Here is a 16,903-nt window from a genome sequence, read left to right as displayed (position 1 = left end):
CGGCTACCCACCGGTAGGAGGGGGGCGGTCAGGGGGCGCAGCGCAGGACGCCGCGGTCGGCCTTGAGGGCCAGGACCCGCCGGGCGCTCTCGTCGATGCGCGCGGCGAAGGCCGGGTCGGCGGCCTCGTCGACCAGCGCGTCGACCATGGGCCCGACGTCGTCGGGCTCGATGGTGAGCACCTGGTCGCCGCCGGCGGCGACGAAACGCACGGCCCGCTGGCCCACGGGCACGTCGGCGACCGCCCGGGCGGCGCCGACGTCGTCGGTGGTCACGACGCCGTCGAAGCCGAGCCGCCCCCGCAGCAGGTCGGTGACGACCGTGCGGGAGAACAGGGCGCGCTCGTCGGGGTCGATGCGGGCGTAGACCGCCGAGGACATCATCACCACGGGCGCACCGGCCGCGATCCCGGCGCGGAACGAGGCGAGTCCCGGGTCGTCGACCGTGGTGCGCGTGTCCGCGGCGCCGGCGAAGTCGGTGTTCTCGCGCACGCGCCCCAGGCCCGGGAAGTGCTTGAGGGTGCTGTCGACGCCGCCCGCGTCCATCCCCTCGACGAACGCCGCGACCGCCCGCCCGACGCGCGCCGGGTCGGTGCCGAACCCGCGGTCGAGCGCGCCGACGGGCTCGTTGGCGTCACCGAGGGCGGGGTCGACGACGTCGGCGACGGGCGCGAGGTCGAGCGTCACCCCGGCCTCGGCCATCTCGCGGGCCCAGCTCTCGGCGTCGGACCGCAGGCCGGCGACGTCGCGGCCCTGCACCGACGCGGACGGGATGCGCGTGAACCCGGCCCCCGCCAGGTCCTGGACCTTGCCGCCCTCCTGGTCGGTCGCGATCGTCACCGGCACGCGCGCAGCGTCCTGCACCTCACGCGTGGTCGCCGCGACCTGGGCGGCCGAGGCCTCCCCGCCCGCCGCGTCGGTGAGGATCACCCCGCCCGCGCCGGCGGCCAGGGCCTCGCGCCCGTCCGCGGTCAGCCCGTCCGCCGGCACCCCGGCCATGATCAGCTGCGCGGCGCGCTGCCGCGTGTCGAGCCGGTCGAGGGTGCCCTGGACGCAGCTCGCGGCGGGGTCGGGCGCGGTCCCCGGCGCCGCCTCCGGTCCGGCGGCGGAGGGGGCGGCCGAGGGGGCGGCGGAGCGCCCGCCCGACGTCGGGGCGGGGCCGGGCGCCGGCTCGCCGCAGGCGGCCAGCGCCAGGGCGGTCACGAGCGTCGCGGCGGCGGCGAGGACGGGGAGGCGTCGGGCACCGGGCATCGTGACGGGATTGTGCCGTGTGGTCGGGTGGGCACCGGTAAGGCCTCCGAGGTCGTCGGGGATCCGAGGTCGACCGTGCCGTCGGCCCCCGAGCAGGACAGGATGGCGAACGATGACCGCCACGCGCCGGACCCGCACGCTGCACGGCCAGCAGATGTCCTACGTCGAGGCGTGCCCGGAGGTCACCGGCGACGGGGATCCGGAGGTCGTCGTCCTCGTCCACGGCATCGCGGGCAGCGCCGAGACCTGGGCCCCGGTGCTGCAGGCCTTCGAGCGCTCGGGCTGCGACCGGCTGCTGCTGGCCCCCGAGCTGCTCGGCCACGGCGAGTCGGCGGGCGTCGGCGGCGACTACTCCCTCGGCGCCTACGCCAACGGGCTGCGCGACCTGCTCGCGGTGCTCGGGCACCGGCGGGTCACGGTCGTCGGGCACTCGCTCGGCGGCGGGGTGGCGATGCAGTTCGCGTACCAGTTCCCCGAGATGTGCTCGCGGCTCGTCCTCGTGTCGTCGGGCGGGCTGGGGCGCGGGGTCAGCCCGCTGCTGCGCCTGGCCTCGCTGCCGGGCGCGGAGTACGTCCTGCCGGTGCTCGCGTCCACCGGCGTGCTCGCCCTCGGCGTGCGGGGCCTGCGCCTCGCCGCGGCCCTGCCGTCGTTCGGCGAGGACTCGGTGTCGCTGCGCGAGACCGCCCGCCACGCCGCGTCGCTCACCGAGCGCGCGCACCTCGACGCGTTCGTCGACACGGTCCGGGCCGTCATCGGGCCGTGGGGCCAGCGCGTCAGCGGCACCGACCGCCTCTACCTCACCGAGGGCCTGCCGACGATGATCGTCTGGGGTGCGCGGGACCCGGTCATCCCGGTCGGGCACGCCCGGCGCGCGGCGGGGCTCGTGCCGCACGGCCGTCTCGAGATCTTCGACCGGGCGGGGCACTTCCCGCACTGCGACGAGCCCGCTCGCTTCGCCGGCCTGCTCACCGAGTTCTGCGACGCCACCGAGCCCGGCGAGCTGTCGGTCGCGAGCCTCGGTCCGCGGGTGGCGGCGCGCCGGACGGGGTGAGCGTCAGGCCGACCGCGGGTGCCGGCACTGGTAGGCCAGCGCCGGGGGCAGGTTGCGCCACACGGTCGGGGTGACGGTCACCTCGGTGAACGCCTCCTCGAGCACCCCGCGGAACCGGCGCTGGGTGGGGAAGCGCCGCACGTGGCTGTAGGCGAACGTGGTGAACGTCGCGCCGGGGGCGAGCACGCGCGTGACCTGGTCGATGATCCCGCGCTGCGCCGACTCCGGGAACAGCGTCCACGGCAGCCCGCTGATGACGGCGTCGACGCGGTCGACCCCGGCGTCGGCGAGCAGCTTCTGCAGGTCGGCGGCGTCGCCCTGGATGACCTCGAGCCACGGCCGCGTGCGGCGCAGGTGCTCGACCATCCCCGGGTCGATCTCGACGGCGATGTGCCGCGCGCCCGTGGGCAGGCGGCGGCGCAGGGCGGCGCTCACGACGCCCGTCCCGGGCCCGAGCTCGACCACCGTCGGCTGTCCCTCGGCCGGGGCGACGGAGGCGAGCAGGTCGGACAGCGCCCGCCCGCTGGGCGCGACGGCGCCGATGACGGCCGGGGAACGGACGGCCGAGGTCACGAAGGTGAGGAGGTCGCGCACAGGACTCACGCGGGACACAGTGGCAGCTCCGGGGGTGGGTCGCCCACTCGAAGGGGCACCGTGTGGGCAACGGCGCGCGCGGGGCCGACGGAACAGGCGGGGGACGCCGCGGAACGGCTCAGGGGAACGGCTCAGGGGAACGGCTCAGCGCGGGTCGACCACGCGCATGAGGATGAAGGTCACCAGCAGCAGGATCATGATCGACAGATCCAGGCTGATGTTCCCGATCCGGACCGCGGGGATGAGCCGGCGCAGCAACTTGACCGGCGGGTCGGTCACCATGAAGAGCACCTCGAGCCCGGCTGCGGTGCCCCCGGCCGGACGCCAGTCGCGCGCGAAGCTGCGCACGATCTCGACCACGAGCCGGCCCACGATGAACAGCCACAGCACGAACAGCGCGTAGTACACGAGCAGGCGGGCGAGCTCCATGCCTCCAGAGTGCCTGATGTGTCGGGGTCGCCGGTCACGGCCCTCGTCGCGCGTTCCCGAGGGGTGGCTCCTGCGCGCTCGGACGATTGGCTACCGTCAGCCCCGCTGCCTCGATGGTGGTCGCTTCGACGGGTGGAGGTCCGGTGGTCGTCCTGGTGCCCGTCGACGAGCGGCTGACGGGCCCCGGCGCACCCGGTCTCGCGGAGCTGCGCACGGTGGGGGTCGAGCCGCTGGTCGACGCCGTGCTGCGCAGCGAGGGTCCCGACGAGGAGCCGTTCGGCGCCCCGGCGGCGTGCGACACCCCCGCCGGCGGCCTCCCCCACGCCTCCATCGAGCCCTGCACGTTCCTGGCCGTCGATCCCCGCGACCACCAGGTCGTCGGCACCTGCGGGTTCCGCGGGCCCCTGCGCGGCGGGCGCGTCGAGATCGCGTTCTGGACCTTCCCGCCGTTCGAGGGCCGCGGCTGGGCGACGGCGATGACCCGCGCCCTGGTCGCCCGCGCGTTCGCCGACCCGGCGGTGCAGACGGTCGTCGCCCACACCCTGCCCGAGCGGGCCCCGGCGGCCAGCGTGCTGACCGCGAACGGCCTGGTGCGCGTGCAGTCCCGGCGGCGCGACGAGCAGGGCCCCGGCGGGGCGCGGCGCGGCAAGGTGTGGCGCTGGGAGTCCCACCGGCCGATGCGCGCCCCCTCGCCCACGCGCTGACGTGATCCTGCACCTCTGCACGCGTGACGAGCTCGAGGCCCTGCGCCGCGACGGGGCGCGCCGGCCGCCGTCGCTCGACGAGGTGGGGTTCGTGCACTGCTCGGACCCGGGCACCGTGCACCTCCCGGCCGCCCGGCTCTTCGCGGGCCGCACCGACGTCGTGGTGCTCGTCGTCGACCCCGCGCGGCTGGACGTCCCGGTGCGCTGGGAGCCCGGCGTCGGTGCCGGCGGGACGGAGGACCCGCGGGGCCCGTGGTTCCCGCACGTCTACGGCCCGCTGCCCCTCGACGCCGTCGTGGCCGTGCACCCGCTCGTGGCCGAGACGGACGGGAGCTTCCGCCCGCCGGAGGGCATCGCGGCGCCCTGAGGAACGACCCCGGGAACGACGACGGCCCCCGACCGGATCGGTCGGGGGCCGTGTCGCGCGTAGCGGGGACAGGATTCGAACCTGTGACCTCTGGGTTATGAGCCCAGCGAGCTACCGAGCTGCTCCACCCCGCGCCGTGCCCGTGGCCCTGGGCTGGGGATCCCGTCGTCCGGAGAGCCTCCGGCGACGGTGTCGTAGCGGGGACAGGATTCGAACCTGTGACCTCTGGGTTATGAGCCCAGCGAGCTACCGAGCTGCTCCACCCCGCGCTGCGTTGTGTCTCCAACAGTACACCGGCGCCCACCCCGCTCCGCGGAGGGGGGTGGGCGCCGGCGTCCGGTCGGCGGGGCCGTCAGCCCCCGGCGGTCGCCCCTTGCGCGGGCGTGGCCGGCGAGGCTCCCGTGGCCGCCCGGAAGCGCTGGATCGCGGAGTCCAGGGCGGCCTCGGCGTCACCGATGCCCCGGAAGTCGCGAGCCGCCTGCGCCTGGGCCAGGCGGTCGAGGGCGTCGTTCATCGCCGTCACGGCCTCCGAGAGCTCGGGGCTCAGCGCCTGCCCCGGCGCGCCGCTCGGCAGCGGCCCACCTCCGGTGTTGGCGCCGGGGGTCGGCCCCGTCGGCGCCTGCTGGGTCGACCCGAGCCCCGGGACCGTGAGCCCCGGCGGCAGGGGGACGCCCTGGAACGCGGCCTGCAGCGCACCCTGCAGCGTCGGCGCGTAGCCGATGTCCCCGTTGTTGAACCGGGCGATGACGCCGAACAGCTGCGGGAACGACGTCTGCGCGTTGCGCTCGACGTAGATCGGCTCGACGTAGAGCAGCCCGCCCGCGACGGGCAGCGTCAGCAGGTTGCCGTACTGCACCTGCACCGGGGTCCCGGACTGGCGCAGCGGGAACAGCCCCTGGTTGACCGAGTTGCTGGTCAGCAGCTCGGCCTGGACCTGCTGGGGGCCCTGCGGGCCGCGCTGGTCGCCGGTGAGCTGGGCCGGTAGCTCGAGGACCGTCATCTGACCGTAGGTCTCGGGCTCCGAGCTCACCGACAGGTACGCCGAGAGGTTCGGCCGCGACAGCGCGAGCAGGGTGCTCGTGATCTGGAACTGCGTGTCCGGCGCCGCTCCGGGCCGCGGGTCACCCGCGAGCAGGTAGTACGGCGGGATCGCGGCGTTCGCCTCGCGGGTGGGGTCCTCCGGCACGGTCCAGAAGTTCTGGGTGGAGAAGAAGTCCCGGGGGTTCTCGACGTGGTACCGGGTGAGCAGGTCACGCTGGACCTTGAAGATCTCCTCCGGGTAGCGGAAGTGGGCCCGCAGGCTCGGCGAGATCTCGGCGGCCGGCCGCACCACGCCCGGGAAGGCCCCCATCCAGGTGCGCAGCACCGGGTCCTGCTCGTCGACCTGGTAGATCCGGACCTCGCCGCTGTAGGCGTCGACGGTGGCCTTCACCGAGTTGCGCATGTAGCCCACCGAGCCGGGCGAGCCGGCGGGGCGCAGCGAGTCGCTCGTGGCCTGTCCGAGGCCGACCTGCTGGGCGTACGGGTAGCGCGGCAGCGTCGTGTAGCCGTCGACGATCCACTGCAGGCGGCCGTCGACCACCGCGGGGTACGGGTCGACGTCGGTGCGCAGCCACGGCGCGACCTTCTCCACCCGCTCGACCGGCGTGCGGTTGTACATGATCCGCGAGTCGGAGCCGATCGAGCCGTTGAACAGGATGTTCCGCTCACCGTAGGCGGCGGCGAAGACCAGGCGCTGCGCCCAGTTGCCCAGCGGCACGCCGCCGGGCCCCGTGTAGGCGTTGGCCGGGCGTCCGGGGCCGTCGAACTCCCGGGGCGCCGAGCCGGGGTTGCCGCCGACGATCGCGTAGTCGTCGGTGCCGCCGACGAACTCGCCGTAGTAAATGCGCGCGCCGTCGGGGCTCAGGCCGAACGGCCCGGGGTTGCTCGAGTCGCTGACGGAGAACTCGGGCAGGCCGCCCTGGCTCGCCTCGGCGTTGCTGGGGACGTTCACCCGATCCGCCGGCGCCGAGACGATGCCCTGGCCGTGGGTGTAGACGAGGTGGCGGTTGATCCAGTCCTGCTGGTTGCCGATCAGCGCGTCGGGGTTGATCTCACGGGCCGCCAGCACGAAGTCCTGACGCTGCCCGTTGACCGTGTACCGGTCGATGTCGAGCTGGGGCGCGAACGCGTAGAAGTTCGTCAGCTGCTGCTGCACCGCGAAGGTGCGGTTCAGCCGGGACGGGTCCTGGATGCGGATGTTGTTCAGCGTCGCCTGGCTGTTGGCGACGTCCTGCGGGGGGACCGCGGCGTTGCCCGCCGCCGAGGCGACCTGGGGCGCGTAGGGCACGACGCCGACGTTGCCGAGCCCGAAGGCCTGGCGGGTGGCGGCGATGTTCCAGGAGATCGACTGCGCCTCGCGGTCGATCGCGTTCGGGCGCACCGAGACCTGCTCGAGCACCGCGGGCCAGGCCGCGCCGACCAGCACGCTGGAGAGCACCAGCAGCGCCAGCGCGATCGCCGGGATCTGCAGGTTGCGCAGCACGACCGCGGAGAAGAACGCCGCGGCGCAGATCACCGCGATGATCAGCAGGATGAGCTTGGCCGGCATCGCCGCGTTGAGGTCGGTGTAGGTGGCGCCGAAGAAGTTGGCGCCGCCCTCGGCCGCCTTGCGGTCGGAGAAGAGCAGCTCGTAGCGGTCGAAGAAGTAGGCGACGGCCTTGAGCAGCACGAACGTGCCGGCGAGCACGGCGAGGTGCGCGCGGGCGGGCGGCGCGACGGCGCCGTTGCGCCCGGCGAGGCGGATGCCGCCGAAGAGGTAGTGCGCGATGAGCGCGGCCACGAAGCTCACGGCGATCGCGACGAACAGCCAGCTCAGCAGCCAGCGGTAGAACGGCAGCTGGAAGACGTAGAACGCGATGTCGTGGCCGAAGACCGGGTCGGCGACGCCGAACGGCGTCGAGTTCAGGAAGAGCTGGACGGTCTGCCAGTCGGCCTGCGCCGAGAGCCCGGCGATGAGCGCGACGACGGCGGGGATGCCGATCGCGAACCAGCGCGGCCGCGAGAGCACCACGGTGCGGTAGCGCGCCACCGGGTCGTCGGCGGCGCCGGCGCCCGCGACCGGCACGAACACCGGCCGCACCCGGTAGGCGATGACGAGGTTCAGCGCGAGCAGCCCGCCCATGAGCACGGCGGCGACGACGAACTGCAGGACGCGGGTCCACAGGATCGTCGTGAAGACGCCCCGGAAGCCGACCTCCCCGAACCAGGCCCAGTCGACGTAGACGTCGACGAGCCGGGCACCGCCGAGCAGGACGACGAGCGCCACCGCGCCGACGATCAGCAGCGTCTTCGTCCGTCGCGACAGCTGGGGCGTCGCGGTCGGGGGCCGGTTGGCCACGGGGTCACACTCCTGCCAGACGTGGTTCTTCCGCGCGGGCGAACCCGGGCGTGCGCCCGCCACTCTACGAACACGGTGTGGGGTTGCCGTGGCCCGGCATGTCCGGATCCCTCGCGCCCTGCTCGGGGACGGAGGGAGCGGATCCCGCCCCTCGGGCGCGGCCCCACCGGGGACGTCACCTGGGACGTCGCCGCGTCAGCAGGGAGCGGGCGGGCGTCCCTCGCGCACGGCCTCCAGGGCGGCGATCCCCTCGGCGAGCGTCCCCACCCGCGCGAGCGTCAGCCCTTCGGGTGCCTCGGCGACCGCCTCGGCACAGTTGCCCGCCGGGACGAGGAAGACCTCGGCGCCGTCGTGGCGCGCGGCGTCCATCTTGAAGCGGATGCCGCCGATGTCCCCGACGCGGCCGGTGGCGTCGATCGTGCCGGTGCCGGCGACGACGTGGCCGCCGGTGAGGTCGCCGGGGGTCAGCTTGTCGACGATCGCCGACGCGAACACCAGCCCGGCCGACGGGCCGCCGATGTCGCCGAGGCTGATGCGGACGTCCACCGGGGAGTCGACGATGTTGGTCGGGGTGACGCCGAGGAAGCCGCGCGGGTCGCCGTCGGGGCGGGCGGCCGCGACGACGGTGACGTCGGTGGGCGGGCCCGGGTTGCCCAGCGGGCCGCGCTGCACCGTGACGGTGACCGGCTGGCCCGGACGGGTCGGCGCGAGCGCGTCGACGACCTCCTGCGGCGTCGTCACCGGGCGCCCGTCGACGGCGACGATCCGGTCGCCGGGCGAGAGCAGCCCCGCCGAGGGCGACCGGTCGAGCACCGAGCCGACCTGCACGGCCGTCGGGTAGCCGAGGTGGCGCAGCGCCGCGGCCTCGGCGTCGGTCTCGGACTGCGCGAACTGGCGGGTGTTCTCCTGGTCGACCTGCTCGCTGGAGCGCCCCGGCGGGTAGACCGACTCGCGCGGCAGGACCTGCTCCTCGCCCGACGCCCACATCGCCATGGCGCCGAACAGCGTGACCTGCGTCGTCACCGCCACGGTGGTCATCCGCAACTGCCCGGACGTGGGGTAGACGGGCACCGGACCGGTCACGTCGACGACCGTGCGGCCGTCCTGCCCGCTGCCGAGGACGTCGAACGTGGGACCGTCGCCCAGCGCCACGAACGGCACCCGGACCGTCGCGCCCAGCAGCCCCAGCACCCCGGCCAGGACGAGTCCGAGCGCGAGGGTCGCGCGCAACCGGGTCACGGCGACACAGGGTAGTGACCGGGGGCGGGGTGGGCCGGGCGGGGACGCTCCTCGCCGGTTCCTGGGAGTCTCCTGGGTGTTCGCCGTGGGCGTGCGCGCACACCCCCGCGGCACGTCGTACCCGCGTACCGTCGACACCATGAGTGACCTGCCCTTCGGCTTCGGGCCCTCCGATCCCGACGACGAGTCCCGCCGTTCCGGTCCCGGGGGCGGTGCGGGCGGCGCGGGCTTCGGATTCGGCCTGCCCGGCATGAACATGGGCGGTCTGCCGGGCGGCGCCGGCGGGCCCGGCGGGTTCGACATGGGCCAGCTCGGGCAGATGCTCACCCAGCTGGGACAGATGCTCAGCCAGTCGTCCGGCCCGGGCGCCGAGGGCCCGGTGAACTACAAGCTGGCGACGCAGATGGCGCACCAGCAGCTCGGTGCGGAGGGCGGGGTGGCCCCGACGGCCGAGCAGCAGCGCGCCGCGGAGGAGTCCGTGCGCCTCGCCGAGCTGTGGCTCGAGGACGCCACGACGCTGCCCTCGGGCGCCTCGCAGGTCGCCGTGTGGTCGCCGGCCCAGTGGATCGACACGACGATGCCGACCTGGCAGCGGCTGTGCGACCCGGTGGCGCAGCGCGTCGCGGGCGCCTGGGTCGAGGGCCTGCCCGAGGAGGCCCGCCAGATGGCCGGGCCGATGCTCGGCATGATCTCGCAGGTCGGCGGCATGGCCTTCGGCTCGCAGCTCGGCGCGGGCCTCGCGCAGCTCGCCAAGGAGGTGCTGACCTCCAGCGACGTCGGCCTGCCGCTCGGACCGGAGGGCACCGCGGCGCTGCTGCCCGCCGCCATCGCGACCTTCACCGAGGGGCTCGACCGCCCGGCCGGCGAGGTGCTCGTCTTCCTCGCCGCGCGCGAGGCAGCCCACCAGCGCCTGTTCGGGCACGTCCCGTGGCTGCGCCAGCGGCTGCTCGCCACCGTCGAGGAGTTCGCGCGCGGCATCCACATCGACACCTCGCGGATGGAGGAGCTCGCCCGCGAGGTCGACCCCACCAACCCGGCGTCGCTGCAGGAGCTCATGAGCTCGGGGATGTTCGAGCCGCAGACCACCGAGTCGCAGAAGGCGGCGCTGCGCCGCCTCGAGACGCTGCTCGCGCTGGTCGAGGGCTGGGTCGACGTCGTCGTCGCCGACGCGGTGGGCGACCGCCTGCCCGGCGCCGTCGCCCTCGGCGAGACGCTGCGCCGCCGGCGGGCCTCCGGCGGGCCGGCCGAGCAGACGTTCGCCACGCTCGTCGGGCTCGAGCTGCGTCCGCGCCGCCTGCGCGACGCCGCCGCCCTGTGGCGCCGCCTCACCGACGAGCGCGGCATCGAGGGCCGCGACGCCGTGTGGGCCCACCCCGACCTCATGCCGACCGCCGACGACCTCGACGACCCGTCCGCGTTCGTCGGGCGCCGCAAGGGCGTCGAGGGTGCCGAGGGCTCGGGTTCCGGAGGCTCGGGTTCCGGAGGCTCGGCGAGCGAGGCGGGGACGGGCGAGAGCTTCACCGACCTCGACGACCCGCTCGCCCGCCTCGAGGCCGAGATGAAGGCCGAGCAGGAGGCGCGCGACCGGTCCGGCGAGTCGGGCCGGTCCGGGGAGGAGCCGGACGACGAGGGCAAGAGCAGCTAGTCCTCGTCGGGCTCCTCGGGGTCGTCGGGGTCGCCGTCGGTGTCGGTGATCGGCAGCCCGGCGCCCGCGGCGAGGCCCTCGAGGTAGCCGATCGCCCGCTCGCTGCGCGGGTAGGCGGCCTCGGCGGCGCGGAAGGCCGGGCCGTGGTGCGGCTCGCGCAGGTGCACGAGCTCGTGCACGAGGACGTGGTCGAGCACCCAGCCCGGCACGTCGCGCAGCCGCTCGGACATCCGGATCGTGCCCTCGGTCGGCGTGCACGACGCCCAGCGCGTGCGCATGGGCCTCGTCCAGCGCACCGACGCCGGGCGGGGCCAGGCGCCGTCGGGGGCGATGGGGTCGAGGTGGGCGCGGGCGAGGCGGTCGGCGCGCGCGGCGAGGTCCGCGTCGCCCGCCCGGCGCCCGGGACGGCGGCGGGTGTCGGCCCGCTCGAGCCGGCGCAGCGCCTCGTCGACCCAGCGCCGTTCCTCGGCCCGCGACATCGACGCCGGGATCTGCACGACGACCTTCTCGCCCTCCCGCCGCCACGCCACCGTGCGCCGCCGTCGCGCGCTGCGGCGCACCTCCACCTCCGGCTGCGTGTCCGCCACGTCACCGAGGGTAGGAGTCGGATCCGGACGGGTCGCCGGTGCGTCGAAGCAGGTGTGCTCCCAGCTCCCGTCACGTCCCTCACCCCGATCCCGCCCCTCCCCGACCGGCCCCTCCCCGACCGGCCCCTCCCCGACCGGCCCCGCCTGCGCCGTCCCGCGCTGCACCGGTCGGCCGGCGTCCTGCAGTTCGGCGCCGGCGCGCCCGACGTCCTCGTCGTCGACGGCCTCACCCCGCCGCTCGCGCGCATGGTCGCGACCCTCGACGGCACCCGCCCGGTCGCGCGCGTGCTCGCCGAGGCCGTGGCCGCCGGCTCCTCCCCCGCGGCCGCGCAGGCCCTGCTCGACCGCCTGCACGCCGCGGGCCTGCTCGCCGCGCCCGCCGCGGCGCCGACCGACCGCCGCGTCGTCGTCCGCGGCGCCGGGCGGGTCGGGGTGGCGATCGCGTCGCTGCTCGCCGCGGCCGGCGTCGGGCGGGTGCTCGTCGAGGCCGGGGGCGTCGTCACACGGGACGACCTCGGCACCGGCCTGCTCGCCGCCGACGTCGGCCGCCCGGCGCAGGCGGCCGCGCAGGACGCGGTCGCCCGGTCCGCGCTCGCTCCCCCGCCGCCGGGCACGCCCCCCGCGCGGCGGTGGCTCGCGGCGCGGGCCGACCTCGTCGTGCTCGCCGAGGGCGCGCGGCCCGACGCGCTGGCCGCGCACCGGCTGGTCCTCGACGGGCGCGCGCACCTGCCCGTGGCCGCCGAGGACGGCACGGGGTGGGTGGGCCCGCTCGTGCTGCCCGGCGCGACACCGTGCCTGCGCTGCGACGACCTCGCCCGCACCGACGACGACGCCGCCTGGCCGCGGGTGGCCGCCGAGCTCGCGGCGCACCGGGCCGTGGTGCCCGTCGCGCTCGCGGCGGCCACGGCGGCGGTGGCCGTCACCGAGGTCCTCGCGGTCCTCGACGGCGGCCCCGCCGTCACGCGCGGCGTGGTCCTCGCGCTCGGGCCGGACGGCGCCCGCGACGCCCGTCCCGTGCGCCGGCACCCCGGGTGCGGCTGCGACGCGCTGCGTCCCCGGCGGGCCGGGACCGGTGGGCGCGACATCACGTCCGGGGCGACGGTCCTGGTCACGGAACCGGGCGGGCCCGTGACGACCGGGGCGGCGTGACCTGATCGCGCCGTCACTCCCGGCGAGGGGGAGAATCGTCCTCGTGACCGATGACATCCCCCGCCGGTCGGTCCAGCGGTCGGCGCGGCTGGCCTCGCTGCCGTTGGGCTTCGCCTCCCGCACCGCCGCCGGCTGGGGTCGGCGCCTCGCCGGGGGCGACCAGGGTCAGATCTCCGCCGACGTCGCGCGGCGCGGTGCCGAGCAGCTCTTCGCCGTGCTCGGCGAGCTCAAGGGCGGGGCCATGAAGTTCGGCCAGGCCCTGTCGGTGTTCGAGGCCGCGGTGCCCGACGAGCTCGCCGAGCCCTACCGCGAGGCGCTGACCCGGCTGCAGACCGCGGCGCCGCCGATGCCGACCGCCCGCACCCACCGCGTGCTCGCCGAGCAGTTCGGGCGCGGGTGGCGCGAGCGCTTCCGCGAGTTCGACGACACCCCGGCCGCCGCGGCGAGCATCGGCCAGGTGCACCGCGCGGTGTGGCACGACGGCCGCGACGTGGCGGTCAAGGTCCAGTACCCGGGCGCGCAGGAGGCCGTCATGGCCGACCTGCGCCAGCTGCAGCGCTTCAGCCGCATGGTGCAGCCGCTCGTGCCGGGCATGGAGATCAAGCCGCTGCTGGCGGAGCTCCGCGACCGGATGGCCGAGGAGCTCGACTACCGCGACGAGGCCGACGCGCAGCGCGCGTTCGCCGCGGCCTACGACGGCGACGAGCACGTCGTCGTGCCGCGGGTGGTGGCGTCGGCGCCGAAGGCGATGGTCTCGGAGTGGATCAGCGGGACGCCCCTGTCGGCGATCATCCGCACGGGCGAGCCCAAGGAGCGCGACCGCGTCGGCCTGCTGCTCTCGCGCTTCCACTTCTCCTCGCCCGCGCGCGTGGGGCTGCTGCACGCCGACCCGCACCCGGGCAACTTCCAGCTCCTGCCCGACGGCCGGCTCTGCGTGATCGACTTCGGGGCCGTCGCGCGCCTGCCCGACGGCCTGCCGCGCGAGCTCGGCGAGATGCTGCGCCTGGCGGTCGAGGACCGGGCCGACGAGCTGCTCGAGCTGCTGCGCGCGCTGAACTTCGTCCTGCCCGGCGTCGACATGAGCCCCGACGAGGCGATCGCGTACCTCGGGCCGCTCACCGACCCGCTGCGCACCGAGAAGTTCCACTTCACGCGTGCATGGCTGCGGGGGCAGGCCGACCGGCTCGGCGACCTGCGGCGGCCGGAGTTCACCACCGGGCGCGGGCTGAACCTGCCCCCGCAGTACCTGCTCGTGCACCGCGTGACGCTCGCGTCGGTGGCGGTGCTGTGCCAGCTCGACGCGGAGATCCCGCTGCGCGGCGTCTTCGAGGAGTGGCAGCCGGGCTTCGCGCGCTGAGCCCGCGGAGCCGGCCGGCCCTCCTCCGGGGCCCGGTGCGCACGCCGGTGTCGACCAGGGCGCACCGGGCCCCCCTCTCCCCCTCGTGGGGTCCGGGAGACCGGGTGGGTCTCGGGGGGTCAGGCGACGCCGGCGGCGGCCCGGGCCGCGGCGAGCTCCGCGTCGCGGGCGAGGTCGGCCTTGGACGGCCGGCCCCGCGGCTTCTTCCGGGCGATGACGGCACCCCGGTCGAAGATCTCGCCGCCCCACACGCCGCAGTACTCCCGCCGCTCGAGCGCGCCGGCGAGGCAGGCCCGCCGCACGGGGCAGTCGCCGCAGAGCAGCTTGGCCCGTTCGAGGTCGGCCGGGAGGTCGGAGAACCACAGGTCCTCGTCGGCGAGCCGGCAGGGGAGGTCGACGGTGGTCAGGGCGTCGAACAGGTCGACGTCGAGGGTCTCGGGTCCGGTCTCGGGGGCGGTCGGGACGGCGAGTCCGGCGGGGGACACGGTCTACCTCCGGTGGGCGGTCGGCGGGGGCCGGGAGCCGCGGAGGATCCGTCGTGGCGTGAGACGACGGAGGCCGCGGGTCCCTGGTGCGGGTCCGCGGCCTCGTGGTGTCCGGTGGTGTCCTAGATCAGGGACTCCACCGCGAGGGCGCGGACGATCGCTGCGGGGCGGTCGGGAAGCGGAGATCGTTCTGGCGGCGGGGGCGCAGCTCCTGCGGCATCCCCGGCTGCTCGCACACGGCGGCGATGCCGACCAACGGCCTCGCGTCCGTGCTCGAGCGCCAGCTCGCGACGTGGCGACCGGTGCCCGCGAGAGTCACGATGTCCATCGTCACGAGCCCCCTTCCTGGTCTCCACGTGGCGTGTGCCCGACCGGCAGCCTCGTGCGCCGGTGTGTGATCGACCGTAGGGGTGCCCCGCGAACCGGGGCAACGCATTTTCCGGAAGATTCTCCGGCGATCTCCCGTCCGGTCACCGGCGAGCGACGACCGGCCTACGACGCGTGCTCGCGCACCAGGGTCAGCACGTCCGCGCCGTAGCGCTCGAGCTTCGAGGACCCGATGCCGGGGATGGCGACGAGACCCGACGGGTCGTGCGGGCGCTGCTCGGCCAGCGCGATGAGCGTCGCGTCGGTGAACACGACGTAGGCCGGCACCGACCGCTGTTTCGCCTCCGCCGAGCGCCAGGCCTTGAGGGCCTCGAGCAGCGACTCGTCGACGTCGGAGGGGTGGGTGCTGCAGCGGCCGAGCTTGGCCGACCCCGGGTCGCCGAGCGGCTTGCCGCACAGCCGGCACGTCGGCTTGCCCCGCGACCCCCCGTTCTCGCCGCGCCCGGTGGGTACGCGGGCGGCCGGGTGCTCCTCGGGCACGAGGCCGTAGAGGAAGCGGCTGCGCCGCCGCGAGCGCCGCCCGCCGGCGTTGCGCGAGAGCGCCCACGACAGGCGCAGGTGCACGCGCGCCCGCGTCACGCCCACGTAGAACAGCCGGCGCTCCTCCTCGACCGCGTCGTCGTCCCCGTCGGCGTGCTGGATCGGCAGCGTGCCGTCGGTGAGCCCGACGAGGAACACCGCGTCCCACTCGAGGCCCTTGGCGGCGTGCAGGGACGAGAGCGTGACGCCCTGCACGGTCGGCGGGTGCTGGGCCTGCGCGCGGGTGGTGAGCTCGGCGAGGAACGCGGCGAGGTCGGCGTCGGGGACGGCCGCGACGAGCTCCTCGGCGAGCTCGGCGAGCGCGCGCAGCGACTCCCACCGCTGGCGCGCCGCCCCCTGCCCGGCCGCGCCGGCGGGGGGCTCCTCGGTGAGCCCCTGCTCGCCGAGCACCGCGCGCACGAGCGTGACCATGCCGGCACCCCGCGCGTCCTCGGGCGCGCGCGTCGCGGCGGTGCGCAGCGCGGCGACGGCCGTGCGGACCTCGGTGCGCTGGAAGAAGCGCTCGCCGCCGCGGACCTGGTAGGCGATGCCGGCGTCGCCCAGCGCCGTCTCGTAGACCTCCGACTGCGCGTTGACCCGGTAGAGCACCGCGATCTCCGCCGGCGCCACGCCCTCGTCGATCAGCTCGCGGATCGCGCTCGCGACGGCCGCGGCCTCGGCGGGTTCGTCGTCGTGCTCGGCGAAGTCCGGGGCGGGGCCGGGCGGGCGCTGGCCCTCGAGGCGCAGCCGCGACCCTGCCGCGCGCCCACGGGCGGCGCCGATCACCGTGTTCGCCGCCGACACGACCTGCGGGGTGGAGCGGTAGTCGCGCACGAGGCGCACGACCGTGGCCTCGGGGAAGACGCGCGGGAAGTCGAGCAGGTACGACGGGCTGGCGCCGGCGAACGAGTAGATCGTCTGGTTGGCGTCGCCGACGACGGTGAGGTCGTCGCGGCCGCCCAGCCAGGCCCGCAGCAGGCGGTGCTGGGCCGGCGTGACGTCCTGGAACTCGTCGACGACGAAGCAGCGGTAGCGCTCGTGGAACTCGTGGGCGACCTCGGGGTGCTCCTCGAGCGCGGCCGCGGTGTGCAGCAGGAGGTCGTCGAAGTCGAGGACCTCGGCGCGGTTCTTCAGCGCCTCGTAGGTCTCGTACACCGCCGTGACCTGCTCCACCGGCGCCGGGACGTCGCGGGCGGCCTTGCCCGCCGCGGCGGCGTAGTCGGACGCGGGGACCAGCGAGGCCTTGGCCCACTCGATCTCGCCGGCGAGGTCGCGCAGGGACTCGCGCGTGGTCGGCGCCCCGGCGCGCTGGGCGGCCTGGCCGACGAGGCGCAGCTTGCCCTCGAGCACCTCCCACGGCGCGCCCCCGACGACGCGCGGCCAGAAGTAGCGCAGCTGGCGCAGCGCCGCGGCGTGGAACGTGCGCGCCTGGACCGGCGGCTGACCGGACCCGCCGACGCCGAGGTCGCGCAGGCGCGTGCGCATCTCGCCCGCCGCCCGCGCGGTGAACGTGACGGCCAGGACCTGGCCCGACCGGACGTGCCCGGCGGAGACGAGGTGGGCGATGCGGCGGGTGATCGTGCGGGTCTTGCCCGTGCCCGCGCCCGCGAGCACGCAGACCGGGCCCCGGGGCGCGAGGACCGCCGCGCGCTGCTCGGGGTCGAGCCCCGTCGTCGCCCTGCTCCCGTCGCCGCCACCCACGACCCCATGGTCTCAACCCGGACCGACAGCGAGGGGCGGGACTCCTCCGAAATCTCCACGA

The 16,903-nt window shown here is 75.9% G+C and carries 15 protein-coding genes and 2 tRNA genes; 6 read left to right on the top strand and 11 right to left on the bottom strand.

The genetic code is table 11. The features are described from left to right. Positions 1-28: 28 nt before the first annotated feature. Entirely contained in the window at positions 29-1,249 is a 1,221-nt protein-coding gene (locus PGB27_RS07515) for a glycoside hydrolase family 3 N-terminal domain-containing protein (RefSeq protein ID WP_274199746.1), read from the bottom strand. Positions 1,250-1,361: 112 nt separating this feature from the next. On the opposite strand from PGB27_RS07515, the gene PGB27_RS07510 reads away from it, so the two are divergent. After that, positions 1,362-2,300 (top strand): alpha/beta fold hydrolase, encoded by a 939-nt coding sequence (locus tag PGB27_RS07510; RefSeq protein ID WP_274199745.1) that lies wholly within the window; start codon positions 1,362-1,364, stop codon positions 2,298-2,300. A 3-nt stretch (positions 2,301-2,303) separates the two neighbouring features. Here PGB27_RS07510 and PGB27_RS07505 read toward each other — a convergent pair whose 3' ends face one another. Further along, complete coding sequence (locus PGB27_RS07505; RefSeq protein WP_274199744.1) at positions 2,304-2,903, bottom strand: class I SAM-dependent methyltransferase; 600 nt, start codon at positions 2,901-2,903, stop codon at positions 2,304-2,306. A gap of 135 nt (positions 2,904-3,038) precedes the next feature. Next, entirely contained in the window at positions 3,039-3,323 is a 285-nt protein-coding gene (locus tag PGB27_RS07500; protein ID WP_274199743.1) for a YggT family protein, read from the bottom strand. Between the two features lie 143 nt (positions 3,324-3,466). Here PGB27_RS07500 and PGB27_RS07495 point away from each other — a divergent pair, with 143 nt between their 5' ends. Together PGB27_RS07495 and PGB27_RS07490 are read left to right on the top strand one after the other, a co-directional pair. Then, a complete protein-coding gene (locus PGB27_RS07495; RefSeq protein ID WP_274199742.1) occupies positions 3,467-4,027 on the top strand; it encodes a GNAT family N-acetyltransferase in 561 nt (186 codons plus the stop codon). Between the two features lies 1 nt (position 4,028). Then, positions 4,029-4,394, top strand: coding sequence for a DUF952 domain-containing protein (locus PGB27_RS07490; protein ID WP_274199741.1), 366 nt, complete (start codon positions 4,029-4,031; stop codon positions 4,392-4,394). Between the two features lie 60 nt (positions 4,395-4,454). Here the strand turns inward: PGB27_RS07490 and PGB27_RS07485 are convergent. The 4 genes from PGB27_RS07485 to PGB27_RS07470 form a co-directional block, all read right to left on the bottom strand. Beyond that, positions 4,455-4,528 (bottom strand) — tRNA-Met (locus tag PGB27_RS07485). A 61-nt stretch (positions 4,529-4,589) separates the two neighbouring features. Beyond that, positions 4,590-4,663: transfer RNA gene (locus PGB27_RS07480), tRNA-Met, on the bottom strand. Positions 4,664-4,746: 83 nt separating this feature from the next. Beyond that, positions 4,747-7,773, bottom strand: a complete 3,027-nt coding sequence (locus tag PGB27_RS07475; RefSeq protein ID WP_274199740.1) for a UPF0182 family membrane protein — start codon at positions 7,771-7,773, stop codon at positions 4,747-4,749. A gap of 195 nt (positions 7,774-7,968) precedes the next feature. Next, positions 7,969-9,012 (bottom strand): YlbL family protein, encoded by a 1,044-nt coding sequence (locus tag PGB27_RS07470; RefSeq protein WP_274199739.1) that lies wholly within the window; start codon positions 9,010-9,012, stop codon positions 7,969-7,971. Between the two features lie 139 nt (positions 9,013-9,151). Here PGB27_RS07470 and PGB27_RS07465 point away from each other — a divergent pair, with 139 nt between their 5' ends. Then, positions 9,152-10,657 (top strand): zinc-dependent metalloprotease, encoded by a 1,506-nt coding sequence (locus PGB27_RS07465; protein WP_274199738.1) that lies wholly within the window; start codon positions 9,152-9,154, stop codon positions 10,655-10,657. Here the strand turns inward: PGB27_RS07465 and PGB27_RS07460 are convergent. Then, entirely contained in the window at positions 10,654-11,244 is a 591-nt protein-coding gene (locus tag PGB27_RS07460) for a M48 metallopeptidase family protein (RefSeq protein ID WP_274199737.1), read from the bottom strand. The genes PGB27_RS07465 and PGB27_RS07460 overlap by 4 nt on opposite strands. A gap of 54 nt (positions 11,245-11,298) precedes the next feature. Between PGB27_RS07460 and PGB27_RS07455 the strand changes: the two genes are divergently transcribed. Beyond that, positions 11,299-12,393 carry a hypothetical protein gene (locus tag PGB27_RS07455; RefSeq protein WP_274199736.1) on the top strand — a complete coding sequence of 365 codons (1,095 nt, stop codon included), beginning with the start codon at positions 11,299-11,301 and terminating at the stop codon, positions 12,391-12,393. A 43-nt stretch (positions 12,394-12,436) separates the two neighbouring features. Continuing rightward, positions 12,437-13,750 carry an ABC1 kinase family protein gene (locus PGB27_RS07450; protein ID WP_274199735.1) on the top strand — a complete coding sequence of 438 codons (1,314 nt, stop codon included), beginning with the start codon at positions 12,437-12,439 and terminating at the stop codon, positions 13,748-13,750. Between the two features lie 119 nt (positions 13,751-13,869). Here PGB27_RS07450 and PGB27_RS07445 read toward each other — a convergent pair whose 3' ends face one another. The 3 genes from PGB27_RS07445 to PGB27_RS07435 all read right to left on the bottom strand — a co-directional run bounded on the left by PGB27_RS07445 (position 13,870) and on the right by PGB27_RS07435 (position 16,842). Continuing rightward, complete coding sequence (locus PGB27_RS07445; RefSeq protein WP_274200126.1) at positions 13,870-14,169, bottom strand: WhiB family transcriptional regulator; 300 nt, start codon at positions 14,167-14,169, stop codon at positions 13,870-13,872. Between the two features lie 193 nt (positions 14,170-14,362). Then, complete coding sequence (locus tag PGB27_RS07440) at positions 14,363-14,563, bottom strand: hypothetical protein (protein WP_274199734.1); 201 nt, start codon at positions 14,561-14,563, stop codon at positions 14,363-14,365. Positions 14,564-14,727: 164 nt separating this feature from the next. Continuing rightward, the gene (locus PGB27_RS07435; RefSeq protein WP_274199733.1) at positions 14,728-16,842 is read right to left on the bottom strand and encodes an ATP-dependent DNA helicase UvrD2; all 2,115 of its coding nucleotides are present in this window, start codon (positions 16,840-16,842) and stop codon (positions 14,728-14,730) included. Positions 16,843-16,903: the final 61 nt, after the last annotated feature.

The organism is Actinomycetospora lemnae, from assembly GCF_028737315.1.
Classification (GTDB): domain Bacteria; phylum Actinomycetota; class Actinomycetes; order Mycobacteriales; family Pseudonocardiaceae; genus Actinomycetospora; species Actinomycetospora lemnae.
The sequence above is the reverse complement of the archived record's forward strand: the minus strand, read 5'-3'. Positions and strand labels throughout refer to the sequence as shown.